Raw genomic sequence first — 19,912 nt, 5'->3', positions numbered from 1 at the left:
TCTCAGTTCGCTAAAAGCGCCCTTTTAAATTCTGAAAATACCACCATTGAACGTCAGCTACGAAAGATTAAGAAGTCAAACATTACATAAGCAGAGTGTCAGAGAGTAGAAGAACACGCACAAGATTTTAATTCTAATGAAACCATTCGTGGATTTACTGCGAACATGTCATCGACTGACTTGCGCCCTCTCTTCCGTTGATAACAAACTTGATCATGTCGGGGTATTAGTGAAACAATAAAAGCCATCATTAAAGCGATTTAGTTCAATACCTCATTAGTGAAATGACATTTCAAAGTCATCACAAATTGTCTGAAACCATTTCCGGTTTTATATTAGTAGCCATGCTCTTCAATATGCTCACCGGCTATGGCGCCTTGACTTCGTTTGTATTATGCATCGGCCATCATGGCCATGTCGCCGTAGAAAGAGCCGGTCATGAGCATGGCGATGACTGGTCTTTCGCTCCCAAAAATCAAACGAGTGTCTTTCTAGCCACTACCTTATCGACGCAGGAAAAAACCTCGCCACCAGTACATCACGATTCATTCGAGCGACATTCGGCCGGTTCGATCGAGCCTTGTCTGGATGTCCCGATCGGACAGGGAGAGCAAACCAGAGATTCAATGCTGGAAAGCATTTTGCAATACCTGATAGCGATCGGTTACGCCTTATATGCAATCGTCCTATGCCTGATCGTCTCCGGACAATCAACGCCCTCATTGCGCGCTCGGATTGTCGAGACAAACCCCATTTCATCGACGCCCGCCCTACGGCGCAGCACCGTCCTGCTGATTTAAGTCAATTCCCAAAATCTTAGCCCTGAACACAGGGGAGTATTTTTCGCGATGCGATCGCGAAAGTGATTTACGATTTTTTGGGAATTCTTATGTCTATTTTTTCTAAAACCCTGACCGTTATTCGGCGGTTATGGGTGATTCTGCCATTTTGCGTTCTGCCGTCGAGCGTGTTTTCGGAATCAAGCCATCCGGAAAACACGGCTGAAACGGTAATATCGTCTTCGTCAATTGGCGACAACCTCACGTTGCAACAAGCTTTGGCGCTGACGTTAACCCATAACCCGACGCTGGTCGCCTTTTCCGCAGAAATTCGCGCCCGCGAAGCGCTGACCCTGCAAGCGGGTTTGTTACCGAATCCGGTGTTGAACGCCAATGCCGGAAATTTTGCCAACGCAACCGCCAAAGGCTTCGACGGCGATTCCGTGACGCTGCAACTCAGTCAGTTGATCGAACTGGGCGGAAAGCGCGCGGCCCGCATCGAGGCGGCAGCGGCCGGCCGGGACGTCGCGGATTGGGATTACGAAATCCGGCGCGTCACGATCTTGGCCCATGCCACGCAAGCCTTCATCGAAGTGCTCGGCGCACAAGCGCATGCCGAATTGGCCGCGCAGTCCTTAAAGCTGGCGCAAAAAGTCGTCGAAACGGTCGCCAACCAGGTCAAGGCAGGCAAGGTGTCGCCGGTCGAAGAAACACGCGTTAACGTGACGCTGGCGACCGCAAAAAGCGCAAAGTTGCGAGCCGAACGCGAATGGGCGGTCAGCAAACAAACACTGGCGGCATTTTGGGGCGGGTCGGCCTCGGCGTTTGCCACCGTCCGCGGCGATCTCGAACGCATCGAGCCGTTACCGTCGATCGAATCGTTGAACCACCGGCTTAAGCAAAGCCCGACGCTTCGCCGCTGGCTCTCGGAATTGTCGCGACAACAAGCTTTGCTGCATTCGGAACAGGCCAAAGCCATCCCTGACCTGACCGTAAAATTGGGCGGCACGCATTTTCTCGATAATCAGGACTCTGTCGCCAATGTAGGTATTTCGATACCTTTGCCTGTTTTCGACCGCAACCAGGGCGGCATTGCCGCAGCCGAACGACACCTCGATAAAACCGACGCCGAATTACGCGCGGTTCGATTCCGGATCGACAGCGAACTCAATGCCATTTATCAGAGGTTGGATGCGGCGCAAGCCGAAATCGAAAACTACCGGCTTACGATATTGCCCTCGGCGCAAAGCGCCTATCAAGCTGTGCAGAAAGGCTACCGGCTGGGAAAATTTGCGCTGCTGGACGTGCTCGATACGCAGCGCACGCTATTCAACGCCAAGGCCCAATATCTGCGTGCCCTGACCGCCTATCATCAAGGCCTGGCCGATCTGGATCGACTGATCGGCGGAACCGTCAACGAGGATTCCCAATGAACAGAAACTCAATTATCGCCATTCTCGGCATCATCGTCGGCGGTTTATTGCTGGCCGTCCTGATACTCGCGTCAAATCCAGCTGCGGATCATGACGAACATCAACATGAGGAATCCACCGATCATGACGAGGATTTTCCGCGCGGGCCGCATCACGGCCGCTTGTTAAGCCAAGATGACTTCGAACTGGAAGTCACGATTTACGAAACCGGTATTCCGCCTCAATTTCGAGTTTATGCTTACCAGGATGAAAAACCGCTGCCACCGGCGGCTGTCCAACTTGAGATGACGTTGTTGCGTCTCGGCGGCCGCCGCGAACAAATAGGCTTCAAACCGGTAGACGGCTATTTGCTCGGCGATCGCGTGGTGGAAGAACCGCATTCCTTTGCCGTCAAGGTCGAGGCGACATTCGCAAGCAAGACTTACTCGTTTCAGTATTCGCAGGAGGAAGGCCGGGTGCATTTGCCGCCGGCAGCGCTGGAGAGCGCCGGAATCAGCGTCGAAACGGCGGGACCGGCCGAGATCGAGCGCGTGCTAAAGCTGCCCGGCACTATCGAGTTCGACCAGAATCACTTGGCCCATGTCGTGCCCCGCGTCGGCGGCATCGTCGTCGAAGTGCGCAAACGCTTGGGTGAGACCGTTACCCGCGGAGAAGTGCTGGCGGTCCTGGAAAGCCGCGACCTGGCGGAGCTGAAGAGCCGTCTGGCCACAGCGCGTAAACGTTTGCAATTGGCCCGATCTTTATACCGTAGAGAAGAACAGTTATGGCGAGACAAGATTTCCGCCGAACAGGATTATCTGAGGGCCAAAACGCAACTTGCGGAAGCGGAAATCGCCGTCGCGACAGCCAAGGACCAATTGGAAGCCTTGGGCCTTGATACGGATCAAGCCAAACATTCCGTCAATCTGGCTCGCTATGAATTGCGCTCGCCGTTGAACGGCACAGTGATGGAAAAACATCTGGTCGCCGGCGAAGCGGTCAAGGCCGATGCGAGGGTCTTCGTTATCGCCGATCTGTCCGAGGTTTGGGGAAGTTTCAACGTCCCGGCCAACGACTTAAACCGGGTCAGAATCGGCCAGCAGGTGCGCATTCAGGCCCCCGAACTCGGATACGAGACCCAGGCGGTTATCGACTACCTCGGCGCCCTGGTCGGCGAACAAACCCGTTCTGCGCCGGCCCATGTGCATATAGAGAATCCGGAACGTCGCTGGCGTCCTGGCCTGTTCGTTAGCGTCGAGGTGATCGAGGAAAAAATCGCTGCGCCGGTGACGGTGTCGCTTGAGGCCCTGCAGACTTGGCGCGGTAACGAAGTGGTGTTCGTGCAATCCGGCGATGAATTCGAGGTGCGCCCTCTGAAGTTAGGACGGCGCGACACTAACAAGGCGGAGGTTATCAAAGGCCTCGTGGCCGGTGAACGTTATGCGGTGACCAACAGTTTCGTGTTGAAAGCGGATCTGGGCAAGGCCGGCGCGACCCACCAACATTAGGAGAAGCCATGTTCGAACGTATTTTGAAATTCTCGATCGATAAGCGCTGGTTGATCTTGCTTGCGACCCTGGGTTTCGTCGTATTAGGCCTTTATCAATCACTGCGCCTGCCGATCGATGCGGTGCCTGACATCACCAACGTGCAGGTGCAAATTAATACCGCAGCTCCCGGTTATTCGCCGTTGGAAACGGAGCAGCGGGTCACCTTTCCGATCGAGATCGTCATGGCCGGGCTGCCGGGCCTGGAACAGACCCGCTCGTTGTCCCGTTACGGCTTGTCCCAGGTCACGGTGATCTTTGCGGATGGCACCGACCTCTATTTCGCTCGGCAATTGGTCAGCCAGCGCATCCAGGAGGCGAAAAGTCAGCTGCCGCCGGGATTGGAGCCGACAATGGGACCGATCGCCACCGGCCTCGGCGAAATCTTTACGTGGTCGGTCAACGCCGAATCCGGCGCACGCAAAACCGACGGTGAACCTTACAATGCCACCGATTTGCGCACCCTCGAGGATTGGGTGGTGAGACCGCAGCTGCGCACCGTGCCGGGCGTGACCGAGGTCAACAGTATCGGCGGTTACGTCAAGCAGTATCATGTCACGCCTGCCCCGGAAAAGTTGATCGCCTACGGCCTGAGTTTTCGCGACGTGTTGGCCGCGCTGCAAAGAAACAACGACAACATCGGCGCCGGCTACATCGAGCACCGCGGCGAACAATATCTGATTCGGGTGCCCGGCCAGGTCAAGACCCTGAAGGAAATCGGCCGAATCATCGTCGGCAATTACCGGGGCACGCCGATTTTCATCCGTGACGTTGCCGACGTGCTGCTGGGCAAGGAGCTGCGCACCGGCGCCGCCACCGAAAACGGCCGCGAAACGGTGCTCGGTACGGTATTCATGCTGATCGGCGAAAACAGCCGCACGGTATCGCAAGCGGTCGGCGAAAAACTGCAAGAAGTCAATCGCAGCTTGCCGGACGGCGTCAAGGCCGAACCGGTTTACGACCGTCTCGTTTTGGTCGATAAGACCATCGCTACAGTCAAGAATAATTTGCTCGAAGGCGCGCTGCTGGTCATCGTCGTACTATTCTTGTTTCTCGGCAACCTGCGCGCCGCGCTGATCACGGCGGCGGTGATCCCACTGGCGATGCTGCTCACGATTACCGGCATGGTTGCGCACGGCGTCAGCGCCAATTTGATGAGCCTCGGCGCGTTGGACTTCGGCATTATCATCGACGGTGCGGTAGTCATCGTCGAGAACTGCGTCCGACGTCTGGCGTTGGAGCAACGGAGGCTGCAACGACCGTTAACGTTGCCGGAACGGTTAGCCACGGTGTTTTCCGCTTCGCAGGAGGCGCGCCGGGCGCTGTTGTTCGGTCAGGCGATCATCATTACCGTGTATCTGCCGATATTCACGTTGTCGGGCGTCGAAGGCAAAATGTTTCATCCGATGGCGTTTACCGTGGTCGCCGCGCTGGTCGGGGCGATGTTGCTTTCCATCACCTTCGTGCCCGCCGCGCTAGCGGTATTTATCGGTAAGCGGGTCGAAGATAAGGAAAATCCGGCGATACGTATCGCACAGAAAGCCTACCGGCCACTGTTACAACGATCCTTGGCCCATGGCCCCGTGGTGTTGACCGGCGCCGGCATGTTGTTGTTTCTTAGTCTGTTAATGGCGTCGCGCATGGGGACAGAGTTCATTCCGGCGCTGGACGAAGGCGATATTGCCATGCATGCTCTGCGCATCCCCGGTACCAGCTTGACGCAGGCGGTCGAAATGCAGCACGACCTGGAAAAGAAAATCGGCGCCTTTCCGGAAGTGGAACGGGTATTTTCCAAGATCGGCACGGCCGAGATCGCGACCGATCCGATGCCGCCCAATGTGGCGGATGCTTTCATCATGCTGAAGAATCGCTCTGAATGGCCCGACCCCGACCGTCCCAAAGCCGACCTGGTCGAAGCCTTGGAGCATGAGGCCAAATCGGTGCCCGGCAACAATTACGAATTCACCCAGCCGATCAAGATGCGCTTCAACGAGTTGTTGTCCGGGGTGCGCGCCGATGTCGCGGTCAAAGTATTCGGCGACGATCTGGACACCTTGCTGGCGATCGCCGAACGCATGAGCCATGTGCTGGAACAGGTTCCGGGCGCCGCCGATGTCAAAGTGGAACAGATGACCGGGTTGCCGGTGTTGACCGTTAACATGAAAGACGACATGCTGGCCCGCTTCGGTTTGAACCGACATGACGTGCAACAAGCGGTGCAGGCGGCGATGGGCGGCGCCAAAGCCGGCGAAATCTATTTGGGCGACCGGCGCTTCGACCTGGTGGTGCGATTGCCGGAACAGCTGCGCAGTGATCCCGACGCGATGCGGCAAATCCCGATTCCGCTACCGATCAATTCGTCGGATGCATCGCAACCGTCGTTCGTACTGCTCGGTACGGTGGCCGACTTCGAAACCAGGCAAGGACCGAACCGGATTAGCCGCGAAAACGGAAAGCGCCGCGTCGTGGTGACCGCCAATGTGCGCGGCCGGGATCTCGGCTCCTTCGTCGCTCAGGCTCAGGAAAAAATCTACGCCCAGGTGATATTGCCTAGCGGTTACTGGATCGCCTGGGGCGGTCAGTTCGAGCAGATGATTGCCGCCGCCGAGCGACTGCAAGTGGTGGTGCCCTTGGCGCTGTTGATCATCTTTCTATTACTGTACGCGACCTTCGGCAATGTGCGCGACGGCCTGTTGGTATTCACCGGTGTTCCTTTTGCGCTGACCGGCGGCATTGCCGCATTGTGGCTGCGCGATATTCCACTGTCGATCTCGGCGGCCGTCGGCTTTATTGCCCTGTCCGGAATAGCCGTGCTCAATGGCTTGGTGCTGATCACCTTCATCAACAAACTGCGCCGGGAGGGCTTAGGATTGGAACGGGCGCTACGCGAGGGCGCCTTGGTCCGATTGCGACCAGTGCTGATGACTGCGGTGACCGACGCCTTAGGCTTCATACCGATGGCGCTGGCCACCGGCACCGGCGCGGAGGTGCAACGGCCGTTGGCCACAGTGGTTATCGGCGGCATATTATCATCGACACTGCTGACCCTGCTGGTGTTGCCGATACTGTACCGCATGGCGTACCGTACCCAGGCAGCTCAGTCGTGATCGAACGAGAGGTAAAACGACCCGATGGCTCCGCAAAGCGAAGCCATCATACTTTTTATCAAGACCGCCAATACATCGTTTCCAAAATTGGTAACTACTCCCCCCATTCGTAAGGTGGATAAGCGGAGCGCATCCATCGGGTCGGCATCTTTGGTGGATGCGCCCTTCAGGCTTATCCACCCTACATGCCCTGCCGCGTTCGATAAGTGGGGCGAGCAGTTACCAAAATTGAAATGCGGTGAAGACAAGCGGGCGTTATTGGTATCATTGCCATAAATCTCTCGACTCACTTTAGTCGGCCTTATCTCGGTATAAACGATACCGGATGCAACGCTACGCTACGTTGTACCAATCAATTTTCTGGCGAGTTTTGCCGTCTTGTTGTCTCTGCAGCTTCGGACCGATGAAACTTGCGGCGTCCTCTGTGTGGCTGTCCAGCTTTCGCATTCAGTCATGATGTCCTGTTTTAAATAGGCTTCCAGCAAGCTGAGCAAGCGCCGGTATGCGTGTGGCTCACCGATTTTGCTCATCAGCAGGTCATGTCTGATGTGCTCGAAGTAGCCTTTGATATCGGCATCGACAATCCAGGTGTAGCCGGCTTTGAGCCATTCATCGACCGCTCTTAAGGCGTCTTTACAACCTCTGCCCGGTCTGAATCCGTGGCTGCTGTCTCTGAAGGTGTGCTCAAAGATCGGTTCTATCACCAGCTTGATCGCCATCTGCACCACCCGGTCTTTGACCGTGGGTATGCCTAAGGGCCGCTCGCCGCCTCCGGCCTTCGGGATCATTACCCGTTTGACCGCTTGCGGTTGGTACGTACCGCTTTGCAGTTGCTGCTGTAGTTCTTGCAGATACTGCTCCGCTTTACTTTCAAATCGCTCGATACTGATCTTGTCTATGCCGGCCGCGCCCCGGTTACTTTTCACCCGTTGCCAGGCGATCCGTAAGGTTCGCTCCGCATAGATTTTGTCCATCATACTATGCCATTTGCCTCCTTTGACACCGTTGCCCAGTGCCGCCAACATGCGCTCCGTCCATAGTCCGGCTTTCACCCCCGGACACTGTTCCAGTGCCGGGGTGTCTGTTTCCTGTCTAGTCTTTTCTGACACTGTGGATTCTACCTCTTCGGTTGCCTTTTCATGTTCAGTTCGCATCTATCTTCCTACCCCCCTTAGCTAAAAGCGGTTTTGCTTCCCGCTCGTCTCAACGGCTACAAGGCGTAAGACAGAGCCGGTTTCACGCTACGTCCTGCTGTCGGGATTTCTGGTTCGGCTTTCCCACAAGCTCTACGGGGCTCTGTCTGTATCCGTCTTCACTACTATGAGGGCTCTGACTCCTGCCGGTCGTTCACTGCAACCCGCAGGTCTCCCCGCTTGCTACGTACTACCTTCCTGTCATTCAATCTCCAAACATCCCATGCAGCCGAATCATCGCTTTAATAGCCAAGTCAGCGTGATCCGTGAGTTCCAGGCTTCGCCATGAATCCGAAGGCTCGCCACCACATAGAACCGAAACGAGTTTGCCTTACTACAAACAGTTCATTTCCAGTGACTCCCCACCCCACCTCGCGGTGACGCAGTTACTTTCCATTTCAGAGCTTTTGGCTTACTCTGGTACGGACTTTCACCGTACTGATAGTGCCCTTACGGGCGAACGGATTCCGGCAATCCATGCCGGAATGACGAATCACCTAAGACCGTCTGACTTTTTTCTAGGCGTTTACACGGCCTAAAAGCGATAATTCACATTGGCCTGCAGATTATGGGTAAACAGGTTATTGCCGCTGGGATTATCGACATATTGCCCCATGTAGCCCAGATCCACACCTGCATGATCGGTGAGTTGGTAACTCAAGCCCCCGAAAATACGATTCTCGGTGAAGCCCCGCTTGCCCCAATCGGTTTTATTCATATAAAACATCACTTCTTCGCCGGCATAGGCGCTTAAGCCGTTCATAAACGCCAACGGGTGATTGATTTGCAAGAGTTGTCTGGCTCTATAGCCTTCGTTGCCCGTGCTCTGATTGATCCTGTCTTCCATGCGGGTGCGGCTGGTCAGCTTGAAATCGCCGAATGGCTGCTTCCAGACGAAATCCACATAAGGACGGCTTTCCTGATACGAGGCTTTGTTCAACGGATGTATCCAATCATGGGTATAGCCCAGCCATAAGGATGCCTGTTTATTCACTTGATACCCGACCTGACTGAATAAAAGATTTTCGGTGAAACGCGAACCATCGGGCGAGTCTTCCCGGGTGCGGCTTTGGTTCATCACCGTCCAGTGAAACTTATCCAAATCGGGAGACAGAAATTTAAAATCGCCATGCAGCGTTAGCGATCCCCAAACCCCGAACATATCGTCGTCATCGGCCGCCGAGGCCTTCAAGGGTTGTGAGAGTAATAATGTCGTCGCAATTAAGGTTTTGGTTAATTTTTTCATCGATCTAATCTGTTAAAAATAGTTATGAACAAAAATAAGGGATGCATCATTCAAATCAATGCCTGATGCGCTAAAGTGTTATTCAGGTTTGGCATTAAACCGACTGTGTTTCGATCGAATGAGCGACTTCGACGTCGACATCCTCGGAAAGCACATTCAACTCGCTGGGCCGGCCCATGCATAGCCTCAGAAAAACGCGGGCGCCTGCAATGCCGTTAATGACAAAGGCCAATGTGATGGGCAAGGCAAACCAGGGATCATGGCTGCTGGCATGGGCTAATAACAAATCCTCGCCCAAAAAGGCCGGCGAAATCGGAAAGCCGATCAAGCCGAGAAAACTGACGAAAAACAACAGTGACAATTTCGGTTGAGTTTCAGCCAAAGCCCGGTAAGCGAAAGGTGTTTCACGGAACTGGTCGCCTTTGAGCATTCTGCCCAACACGAACAATCCCAGCACCCAGGAAGGCAGGATGCCGGTGGCGAAGATCGCGATATCCGAACTGGCGGCGGGGTTTAAAAACCACACACCCAGAGCCGCCAACGCCGAACTCAAGGCCATGGCGTTCCAGACCCCGAACGGACTACGTTTCAAACTGAAGGCGCTGATCGAGGCCAGCACCATGAACACGGAAATCGGCAAGGCCAAGTATTTATTGGACAACCCGGCGGTAACGATGGCCAGATAAACCGCCCCCAACACGGCAACGGCATTCAATAATTTGACCCAGAATTTCATCGCGTTGAGACTGGCGCCGATGCGTTTCAACGGGTTCCACAGCACATTGCGCACCAACAATTCCAAATTGCCTTCCTGCAACGAAAACACATACAGGGTGTTTTGCAGCACCTCCGGTAAGGTGCTGCGTATCGACAGCGGCAGAAACTCGAAACGGGCGCTGTTTTTAATATAGAAATCGGTATCGGCCGAACCTTCGACCCGTAATAAATGCGCGACGATGGACGGTGAAACCAGCAGCTGATAACAGCGTAAGAAGGCATTGCCGAGAAAATGCAGCAACACCAAAGTTTCCAAGCCCAGCGCCAGCTCCATGAACATGAATCCGACCTGGGTGATCGATGCGTAGGCGATCTGGCCCTTGATATTCGATTGGGTTTTTTCCGACAGGCTGGCGACGATCACGGTCAGCAAACCGATCACGAACACGATGAAACGGGTGAAATAATGATAGGTCCAGATCGGCGTGGTACGCAGCAGCAGAAACACACCTAGGTGTACCGAAAGCGCACCGTAGAAAATGGCGCTGGACGGCGTCGGACCTTCCATGGCTCTAGGCAACCAGAAACAGAACGGAAATTGCGCCGATTTGCCGCTGGCCGCAATCAAAATCAACACCGACAACAACAGCAAGGCACCGTAACCGGCCGGCGGCATGGCCGCATGGTTGAACAGATTGCTCAATTGACTGAAATGCTGGCTGTCGTGGAACAACAAATGACTCATCCAGGCGCCCAGCAATAAACCGATGTCGCAAAAACGGTAGACGGTATAGGCTCTCAACGCGTTACGCACCGGTTGCGGGCGATGCCGATAGAACGCGATCAACAGGAAGGAAGCCATGCCGACGATTTCCCAGCCGGCGAACAAGAGGTCGATAGAACCGGACAAAATCACCATGTTCAAGCCGAACACGAAACCGAAAATGGTCATAAAAAAACGCTTATAACCGGCTTCGCGGTGCAAATACACCCGGCAGTATTTGATGATGACCGAAAATATCGCCCAGACACAAAACAGATAGGCGCCGCCGATACGATCCAGATAAAACAGAATCGGAAAACGATAATCCTCACCGGCATACAGCGTAAACCATTCGTATTCATAGTTCAGGAATCCAGCCCCGCCCCACATCAACAGTAATGCCATGATGCTAGCGCCCAAGGCGATACTGGACCCGGTGCTGATGCGGGCGATTTTATGTTCGTCGTTTGGACTGAGCAAAATGAGCAACAATCCCAGCAAGGGTATAAATTGGCTACTTAACAATAATTCGTTCATGCTGATCTCCTGACCAATCGATGGACGGGGATGGTCTGTGTTTGGCCGACGATGATCTTTTCCGAATGCTGCGCGGACGGTGTTTCGTCATCTGCCAACTCGACCGCTTCCCAAGCGCCGTCCGAATAGAGATGCAAGGCCTGAGTCTCAGGATCGCAGGATACGCATCTGACCCACTCGTTATCGACCCACTCTCTCAACTCGCCCAGCAAATCGAAGGTCTTATCGAGTACGCCGGGGCTTTGTTCGACCACCAACAACAGACGCGCCGGTTCATGGACTTCAATCATTTGTGCCGGCAGACCGGTGCGCAAATCACCGTCGACGCCGTTAGCGACGCCCAGCAGACCGATGACGTTGTGAGGCAACTTGGTGCCGGCGCCGTACACCGAGTTATCGATACGCGAAAACAGATATTCCAGATTGATGCCGCCACATACAGGGATCGCGGCCGATAAAATCCGCGCCAGAATCTGACCAGACTTATCGGTGGCCGGATCATAGGAATGCAGAAAGGCGCGCCTGTCCAGAAACAGATCGCGGGTCAAGTCTCTTCTGCCGACGATGCAGTAGAGGTTATTGGAATGATTGTATTCCGGGCGTGGCTCAAAGATCGATGAAGCCCTATCGATGACATGATTGTGGGCTTTTTGATTGTCTGGCGTCTTCGGCCCCAGTTCGAACCAACGGCAGCGTTCGCGCGCATTGCGTTGCAGGGCTTTTTTCATGGCCTGTTGAAAGGCGTGCAGACCCGCGGGCATCTGTTCTTGGTCGAAATAGGTGATTTCATCGCGGCTGGTGTTATGCAAAGCGGCGACGAAACGGGTCGTGTCGGGAATCTCGATGCCGCGTTCTTTCAAGATGGCGCGCACCGATTGATGATTCGCCATCCAAGCAAAGGCGCGGGCATTCGGCGCCCCTGGCTTGCCGGCACAGGCGCCGCAATCGTAGGCGGCGAAATGGGGATTGTTGACGCTGCTGGAGCCATGGGCCACGACGACAACCAGTGGCGCAAACCCTTGTGTCAGACCGATATTACGTAGCAAGCCGCCGACCCGATCGGCCATTTCCTCGAACGAAAATCCCAACAGATAACCATCCTCGGTAGTTTCATCGGATTCCCGCAAAAGATGCAAGCGCGAATGCGAGTCGACTTCGCTCAGACTGCGGATATTCGGCAACTTACCGCTGGGCCGAAACACATTCCAGGCCATGCGCAAAGCATACGCTAGGCCCAGGGTCTGGGTATACAACCAGCCCCGTAACATCGAATGCGCGCTGAAATGCATATTGTTTAAATCGTCGAAATGGGGTTTTCTGCCGGCTGCGTCCTTCGCGGCCCCTTCCTTGACCAGGTGTTTCGGTACGACGCCATTCGGGCATTGGGCAACCGGATAGGCATCCTCAAGCCCCTGATACAGAAAATCGATGCCGAAAAAACCGGCCGCGCCGAAGGTTTCGATAGCCGGATTGATTTCCTCCAGATAGCGCCTCAGCGAACATTCGCGGTCGTCGATACAGAATAAAGCCTGCGCCTCGACGTCCGGCTTAAACTGGGCTGAAGGTTGGGATTGTAAAGCCCGTAACAATTCTGAATGTAAGGCCCATTCCATCGCCTCGTGCCAAACTCGCAGATGCAAAGGGATTTTTGGTTTGAACGCATCATTCTTCAATAACGGAACGTCACTGCCGAAGGAAACCTCGGCAACACGCAGGAACTGGCCTCGTGTTTTTCGGCTGACGAAGGCCAGCTCCAAAATCAGCTCCAGCGCCAGCATCTGTTTCAGTGAAATGGAACGATTCGCCAACAGCGCCGCAGGATTTTGCTCGATGATCCTCACCATGCCGGCCCAGCCCGGATGCGACAACAGCATTTCCAACATATATTGCTGATACAACGTCTCATCGCCGACGATCTTGTCGAGACAGATCATCAGCGTCTGTTCCGGATCGTCGGATAACAGCTCCCGGATACCGGGATCGTTCAACGGATATAGCGGTAACAGACTGTTTTGCGCCAAGCGCAACACACACTGCCAAAACGACTCTCCCTCCTTAGGCAGGTTCCAGCGGCTGATGCCTTGATCGAGAAAATTACTGAGTAGACGAAACAAAATCGGCTGCACCAGGGCATTCAGATCGATCTCCAGTTCGTTCAGCCAAGCCGTGCGAATACCGTGATTAGCCAACGACAACGGTGGATAATGACTGTTCTCGTCGCTATCGAACATGCGATCCCGCAATTTCAATTGATCGGCCCTGGCGCAACCGCTATGTTCTAAAGCCCAATCGATCGCGGATTCGGTAATACGGCCGCTGCGATACAACTGCTGATAATCCTGCATCGGCAGATAACTGCGCGCGCCGAATATTTTGGCTGCGACCGCAACGCCTTCATGAAAAGGCAGATGCTGTACCGCATGCAAGGTGTTGTGATGCACGAAGTCCTTAATCGGACCCTGGGCCGGCAGCCAATGAGCAATGTGTTCCAGCGCCATATCCAGATCGAAGCCCGTGCTGTGCTTTGCCTGATTCTCGGCTCCTGCATTAAAACTATGTTCACGATAAGCCATGATAGTAATAACCTCCTTGAAAAGCATGGCCCCACAGATAGAACCCTGCTTTTGTAACGGTGAATGAAATACTCACTAAGGACTTAATACAGAAAACATGCCAATACCGTATCGCATACCATCGAACGCAAAAAAGCGTGCCTCCTTACGCCCCATCGAAACCTGCCTGAAACAAACTAATACAATTAATTCAATGAGTTAAAAAAGGACATCATGATTGGCAGAATTTCGATCCCCTAGCGGATCTATGCCAAGCAGCGTCGTTCGTAGCGAAAGCATACCGATGAAAAAAGCCGGATTGGTTTAAATAAACCAATTTATTCGGTTTAAAGTCACCAGCATGATCGCGTTAACTGAACCCTAAATTGAAGATCATTCCACTTTTCAATGTCTCAGGAGGCTGTCGTAAAAACCGAATGTAGGTTGGGTAGAGAGCAGCGAAACCCACCAAAATCAAAAAGATGGGTATCATTGCATTTAACCTATTTAGCTTTTACAACACTATCCTTAGAGAGGGAGTCATATAAATTGGCACGATAATCGCAATAAGCTGGTTTTCTAACCAGTAAGAGGATTACGTAATGACATCATTGAATCAGGTCGCTTTACCTAAAACAGGTATTCCTGGACTGATCGAAAACTGGCGCAGCGATTTGCTGTCCGGGTTTCTGGTATTTCTAATCGCGTTACCGCTGTGTCTCGGTATCGCGATGGCTTCGGGCTTTCCGCCCATGAGCGGCATTATCACCGCCATCATCGGCGGACTCGTGGTATCCCGCATCAGCGGTTCTTTTGTGACGATCAACGGCCCGGCAGCCGGTTTGATCGTCGTGATACTCGATGCGGTGCAAAGCCTGGGTCAAGGCGATGCGATGGCCGGCTATCGTTATACGCTGGCCGCAATCGTGATCGCCAGCATCTTGCAAGTGCTGCTGGGTGTGTTCAAAGCGGGCAAACTCAGCGCTTTTTTTCCGACCTCGGTCGTGCACGGCATGCTGGCAGCAATCGGCATTATTATTATGGCCAAGCAGTTTCATACCTTGTTGGGCGTCAAACCGGAAGCAAGTTCGTTATTCGGCACCATTGCCGCCATTCCCCATTCATTGCTGGCAATGAACCCCGAGGTGATGTTGATCGGCGTTTGCGGTCTGGGCATGCTGATTCTGTGGACAATGGTTAAAAACCCGCTGCTTAAGATGATACCGGCGCCGCTGTTGGTCGTAATGCTGGGTTTGGCCTTAGGCCAATATTTCGATCTGGATCATGTCCACAAATATCTGTTCCTGCCCGATGCCGGCATCCTGCCTCAGCACGAATATAGTTTGGGGCCGTCTTTTCTGGTCGCGGTACCAGAACATTTCTGGTCCGGTTTTTATTTCCCCGACTTTTCCAAAATCGCCACATCAGAATTCTGGTTTGCGGTAATATCGATCTGTCTGGTCGGCAGTTTGGAAAGCCTGTTGAGTGCGGCCGCTGTCGATAAACTGGACGGCTATAAACGCAATTCCGATTTAAACCGCGATTTGGCGACGGTCGGCATCGGTAATGTGGTTTGCGGCTTGATCGGCGGACTGCCGATGATTGCAGAAATCGTCCGTAGTTCAGCCAATATCAACAACGGCGCTAAAACCGGCTGGGCCAATTTCTTTCACGGCGCGTTCTTATTCTTATTCGTCGCGCTGTTTCCGACATTGATCCATGAAATTCCGCTGGCGTCATTGGCCGCGTTATTGGTTTACACCGGTTTTCGTCTGGCTTCGCCTAAGGAGTTCGCAAAAACGCTGGCGGTGGGTTGGGATAATTTCGCGGTCTTTTTAGCGACTATCATTGGCGTGCTGGCGACCGACCTGCTCATCGGTGTCGCCATCGGCATCGTCGTAGAATTATTATTGCATGTATTCCGCGGCCTGAAGTGGAACAACGTGTTCTCGATGGCATACCATGTCCGGCAAACCGACGAACAGACTTACCATATCGCGGTCAGCGGCGCGGCGGTATTTTCCAATATCATCAGTCTGAAAAGCATGTTGTCTGAACTGCCCATGCGAAAAACCATCTATTTCGATCTGTCCGACTCGGATCTGATCGACCATACCGTCATGGAGTTCATTCACCATTTCTCTGAGGACTATCAGTATGCCGGCGGCGAATGCTTGATCATCGGCCTGGAAAATCACCGCGCCTTTTCCGCACATCCATTGGCGGTCAGACAGAAAACGTGAAGAGGTTATTAACCCGGATATTTCACAAAGGCGGTCTTGGTATTTGCATTAAGTATTAAGACCGCATGCATTAGGATTAATTTCGGTTATCTTTTCCCGGTGTCAATAGCTCATAACCCCTCATGGGGATTCGCGAATCCAAAAGCGAATCCAAAAGCGAATCCAAAAGCGAATCCAAAAGGGTCGGACTCCAATACTGCTACCTTAAGACAAGGTACTTTATATATATCAGAGAGATAGGGAAATAAATTAAGGTTAAGTTCCCGGTATAAATTGGGTAGAATTTTATTTAACGATAAAAACACCCACCAAGGAACTTAACCATGTTTTATTCTACGAGGAAGCGCCTAGATCAGCAAATCCGACATTTCAAGCAAACGTTCATTCAGCGCCATGATTTGCCCTTTGATGACCTGTTGAAGAATCAGGAGATAACCCACTTCATTGAGCAAAGTGGGTTTCTGCGTGACAGAGTCTTTACGCCATTAGTGACCTTGAAGGCCTTTATTAGTCAGGTTTTGAGTGAAGACCAGTCCTGTAAATTAACTGTCAGCCGTCTCTTAACTGAGCGCCTGAAGCGGGGCTTGAAGCCCAATACCGTTAACACCGGTCCTTATTGTAAAGCCCGTCGGCGATTACCTTTAGCCCCAATCATCGGGATGGCAAAAGGAATAGGAAAACGCCTTCACCAATCGAGCGCCCATGCTTGGAAATGGAAAGGTCATAACGTCATGTTGGCAGACGGAACCACTGTGCTGATGCCGGATACGGTGCACAACCAAAACGAATTTCCACAACAGCGTAACCAAAAGCCTGGACTTGGCTTTCCAATTGCTCGTATCGTAGGCTTAATCTCATTGGGCACCGGGGCAATGACAGATTATGCATTGGGTCCCTACCAAGGCAAGGGGACAGGAGAAACTTCATTATTCAGTCAACTACTGGACAGCCTAACCGGCGGTGACTTGCTTTTGGCGGATCGCTACTATGCCACTTATGCGATTGTCGCACTGATGCAGTACATGAGTGCGGATGTGTTGTTTAAAAACCATGCCAATCGTCATGCGGATTTTCGTTTAGGCAAAAAGTTAGGCGCCAAAGACCATCTGATAAAGTGGAAAAAACCACTGCGGAAGCCAGTTTGGATGTCGAAAGAAGCGTATGCTGATTTACCGGAAGTCCTGTTGATACGCGAATTGAGGGTGGATGGCGTTGTTTATATGACTTCCTTGACGGATGCGAGGAAATATCGGAAGAAAGAGATTGCGGAACTCTACCGGAAACGCTGGCAGATAGAGTTGGATATCCGCAGTATTAAAACTCATATGAGAATGGAGATGCTACGTTGCAAAACGCCGGAGAACGTCAGGAAGGAAATTGCGGTGCATTTCTTAGCCTATAATTTGATCCGAGCTGCGCTTGCAAGATCAGCGAAACTCTGTGGTAAAGTCCCACGCCAGCTCAGTTTTAAGACGGCCGTTCAGTTGATTAACAGTGCCTCATTGGATTTTTTCTGTTGTTCACCCAAGCGGCGAAAAGAAGTATCGATCTCCCTATTGAAATCTATGGCAGAGACCTTAGTAGGACGACAAAAGAGGGAAAATCAACCACGGGCAATCAAGCGAAGACCGAAACCCTATTCCCTGCTCATGGAACCGCGCACTCTTGCTTGTAGGCGCTTAAATGCTTAGCTTGCAATTACTTAAGGTAGCAGTATTGGGGTCTGACTCTAATACTGCTTACTTAATAAAAATTTCCTTATAAATTAATGGCGTTACAGGCTTGATTTCTAGGCTTTGTTAACAACGGGTAGGCTTTCGGACGGCGCTTCACTGCACGAGGCTGTGTTTTCCTTTTTTGTTGTCCGATCGGGATAGAAGCAATGGCGTTCAATAAGGCATCAACGACTCGTTTTAACGCTTTTCCAGAAAGAGTGAGGAGTTGCGATATACCTTCATTAAAAACCTGTACCGTGGTCATAAAACTAATGCATCTGGGAATTTGGCGCTTCCCTTTAACGGCCCGAGCGATGCTCACTCGGATCAGGTTATACGCTAATAAATAAACGGCGAGCTCTTTTTGCGCCATCTCCGGCGATTTGCAGCGCAACATATCCATTTTCAGATGCGTTTTAATCGTGCGAAAATCCAGCTCAATCAGCCAGCGTCGAGAGTAAAACTCCGCCAGTTCTTTGGGATGATAGCGTTTCGCGTCCAACAGAGTGGTCACATAGACCGTGCCCTTTACCGAGAACTCCCGAATCACGAGGGTATCGGGTAACGCCTCATAGTCCTGTTGACTGATCCAATCGGGTTTCCGCTTGGGCTTGTTCCACTCAACCAGATGATCCTTAGTGCCTAACGATTTGCCAAGACGAAAATCAGGACGACGTTGAGCGTGGTTTTTTACCAGGATATGAGAGCCTTGTTGCATCAGTAGGGCAATGATGGCCCAGGTACAGTAGTATCGATCAGCGAGCAACAAATCCTGTGGGCCGATCTTGTCTATCAATCGACTGAATAAAGAGGTTTCACCGCTCCCTTTGCCCTGGTAGCTCCCTATGGAATAAGAAACCACCGTGCCCACACTTAAGGAAATGAGTCCGACTATGCGAATAATAGGAAAACCTAAACCGGGCTTTTGATTAGACTGTTGTGGAAAAACGGCCTGATTTTCCGGGGTATCCGGCATCAGCACCGTAGTGCCGTCAACCATTAGCGTGTTATGTCCTTTCCATAGCCAAGTTTGCTGAGCACCTTGATGTAATCGCTTTCCTGAGGTCTCAACAGCCAGTTTGATCGGGTTAAGGGGTAAGCGCTTCCTCGCCTTGCAATAAGCGCCTGTCCTTATTGAGTTGGCAGCGTTCCCCTGATAGAGCCGTTCCATCAGCAGATGACTGACCGCTTGCCGACAGGAACCATCCGCGCTAAGCACCTGAAAAATAAACGCCTTGAGAGTGACTAACGGTGTAAAGATACGCTCTCTGCTGCTCGCCGACTGTTCAATGATTTGTTCCAATGCCTCGGTCGTTAAAATATCGGCAAACGGGAGGTGAGAAAATTGAAGAACGGAATTTTTGAATCGCCGAATTTGTTTGATGAGGATTTGTTTTGTAAGATCAGACAAGGTTAAGCTCTTTTTTCAGAATAATTTTTATTGGTAATTTAATTATATCTGACTAGAACAAGGAGCTTAACCTTCACAAAATAACTTATCTTATTGAATTCTATTGATAACTCACTCTTAAGTAAGCAGTATTAGGGTCTGACTCGATTGTTTTCTGATAGGACAACTATCGGTTCATTGCCGTTGTGTTCCAGCATATACGCTTCTTGATAAGCCGGACCAACAATGTTGGAATCAGTGTGCCAGACCTTTCCGACGGAGATTCCGCCTCGAATCAGGTACCCAGCATTCAAGAAGTGGTGCGCGAGCTGGATTGCACGCATTACGACAATGGAAAGTCCGTCATAGTTCTGTCGGTCTGAGTCTGTCAGTGGCGCACTCAAGATGATGCAGTCGGAAATGTAGATGTGCCTTGGAATGAGGTGCGCTGCGACGGACGAATGTGCGTCCGAGTCCAGAGTCGGCACGGCTGATGAGAGGAGATCGACCAACTCTGAAAGCTGCTTGAGTTGATCGTTACTCTGGGTAGCACCGGCCACAAGTGCCTTGAAACCTAGTACATCGATAAACGCGACCGCGCGATCCTCAAAATTCACGAGAACTCCCATAAACAGGTTTAACACTGAGCTGTGGGGCGCGAGCCGCATCGCGACGAAGCGTCCCACACGAGCGTATTGTTATGGGTAGCTG

The 19,912-nt window shown here is 52.4% G+C and carries 13 protein-coding genes; 6 read left to right on the top strand and 7 right to left on the bottom strand.

Annotation, left to right across the window (positions count from 1 at the left end; translation table 11 throughout):
- Positions 1-284: 284 nt before the first annotated feature.
- The 4 genes from Q9L42_RS07675 (at position 285) to Q9L42_RS07660 (ending at position 6,845) form a co-directional block, all read left to right on the top strand.
- Positions 285-800: a hypothetical protein gene (locus Q9L42_RS07675; protein WP_349432518.1), complete on the top strand. Its 516-nt coding sequence runs from the start codon at positions 285-287 to the stop codon at positions 798-800.
- Positions 801-889: 89 nt separating this feature from the next.
- Positions 890-2,212 carry a TolC family protein gene (locus Q9L42_RS07670; RefSeq protein WP_305909032.1) on the top strand — a complete coding sequence of 441 codons (1,323 nt, stop codon included), beginning with the start codon at positions 890-892 and terminating at the stop codon, positions 2,210-2,212.
- Complete coding sequence (locus Q9L42_RS07665) at positions 2,209-3,699, top strand: efflux RND transporter periplasmic adaptor subunit (protein WP_305909033.1); 1,491 nt, start codon at positions 2,209-2,211, stop codon at positions 3,697-3,699. Before Q9L42_RS07670 ends, Q9L42_RS07665 begins: the two co-directional genes overlap by 4 nt.
- Positions 3,700-3,707: 8 nt before the next feature.
- On the top strand, positions 3,708-6,845 hold the full coding sequence (locus tag Q9L42_RS07660) for an efflux RND transporter permease subunit (RefSeq protein ID WP_305909034.1): 3,138 nt from the start codon (positions 3,708-3,710) through the stop codon (positions 6,843-6,845).
- Here Q9L42_RS07660 and Q9L42_RS07655 read toward each other — a convergent pair.
- From Q9L42_RS07655 to Q9L42_RS07635, 5 genes are all read right to left on the bottom strand, one after another.
- On the bottom strand, positions 6,836-7,135 hold the full coding sequence (locus Q9L42_RS07655) for a hypothetical protein (RefSeq protein ID WP_349432517.1): 300 nt from the start codon (positions 7,133-7,135) through the stop codon (positions 6,836-6,838). The genes Q9L42_RS07660 and Q9L42_RS07655 overlap by 10 nt on opposite strands.
- Before the next feature lie 48 nt (positions 7,136-7,183).
- On the bottom strand, positions 7,184-7,954 hold the full coding sequence (locus tag Q9L42_RS07650; protein WP_305909036.1) for a reverse transcriptase domain-containing protein: 771 nt from the start codon (positions 7,952-7,954) through the stop codon (positions 7,184-7,186).
- A 619-nt stretch (positions 7,955-8,573) separates the two neighbouring features.
- Positions 8,574-9,284, bottom strand: coding sequence for a DUF2490 domain-containing protein (locus tag Q9L42_RS07645; protein WP_305909037.1), 711 nt, complete (start codon positions 9,282-9,284; stop codon positions 8,574-8,576).
- A 94-nt stretch (positions 9,285-9,378) separates the two neighbouring features.
- On the bottom strand, positions 9,379-11,301 hold the full coding sequence (locus Q9L42_RS07640; RefSeq protein ID WP_305909038.1) for a proton-conducting transporter membrane subunit: 1,923 nt from the start codon (positions 11,299-11,301) through the stop codon (positions 9,379-9,381).
- Positions 11,298-13,874: a YbcC family protein gene (locus Q9L42_RS07635; RefSeq protein WP_349432514.1), complete on the bottom strand. Its 2,577-nt coding sequence runs from the start codon at positions 13,872-13,874 to the stop codon at positions 11,298-11,300. Before Q9L42_RS07635 ends, Q9L42_RS07640 begins: the two co-directional genes overlap by 4 nt.
- A 581-nt stretch (positions 13,875-14,455) precedes the next feature.
- Between Q9L42_RS07635 and Q9L42_RS07630 the strand changes: the two genes are divergently transcribed.
- Together Q9L42_RS07630 and Q9L42_RS07625 are read left to right on the top strand one after the other, a co-directional pair.
- Positions 14,456-16,096: a SulP family inorganic anion transporter gene (locus Q9L42_RS07630; RefSeq protein ID WP_349432512.1), complete on the top strand. Its 1,641-nt coding sequence runs from the start codon at positions 14,456-14,458 to the stop codon at positions 16,094-16,096.
- 323 nt (positions 16,097-16,419) lie between these two features.
- Positions 16,420-17,787 carry an IS4 family transposase gene (locus tag Q9L42_RS07625; RefSeq protein ID WP_305909040.1) on the top strand — a complete coding sequence of 456 codons (1,368 nt, stop codon included), beginning with the start codon at positions 16,420-16,422 and terminating at the stop codon, positions 17,785-17,787.
- A 67-nt stretch (positions 17,788-17,854) separates the two neighbouring features.
- Here Q9L42_RS07625 and Q9L42_RS07620 read toward each other — a convergent pair whose 3' ends face one another.
- Both Q9L42_RS07620 and Q9L42_RS07615 read right to left on the bottom strand, forming a co-directional pair.
- On the bottom strand, positions 17,855-19,222 hold the full coding sequence (locus tag Q9L42_RS07620) for an IS4 family transposase (RefSeq protein WP_305909041.1): 1,368 nt from the start codon (positions 19,220-19,222) through the stop codon (positions 17,855-17,857).
- A 131-nt stretch (positions 19,223-19,353) separates the two neighbouring features.
- A complete protein-coding gene (locus Q9L42_RS07615; protein WP_305909042.1) occupies positions 19,354-19,818 on the bottom strand; it encodes a hypothetical protein in 465 nt (154 codons plus the stop codon).
- Positions 19,819-19,912: the final 94 nt, after the last annotated feature.

Origin of the sequence: Methylomarinum sp. Ch1-1 (genome assembly GCF_030717995.2) — a bacterium.
Classification (GTDB): Bacteria; Pseudomonadota; Gammaproteobacteria; order Methylococcales; family Methylomonadaceae; genus Methylomarinum; species Methylomarinum roseum.
This window is presented reverse-complemented; position numbering and strand designations above follow the sequence as displayed.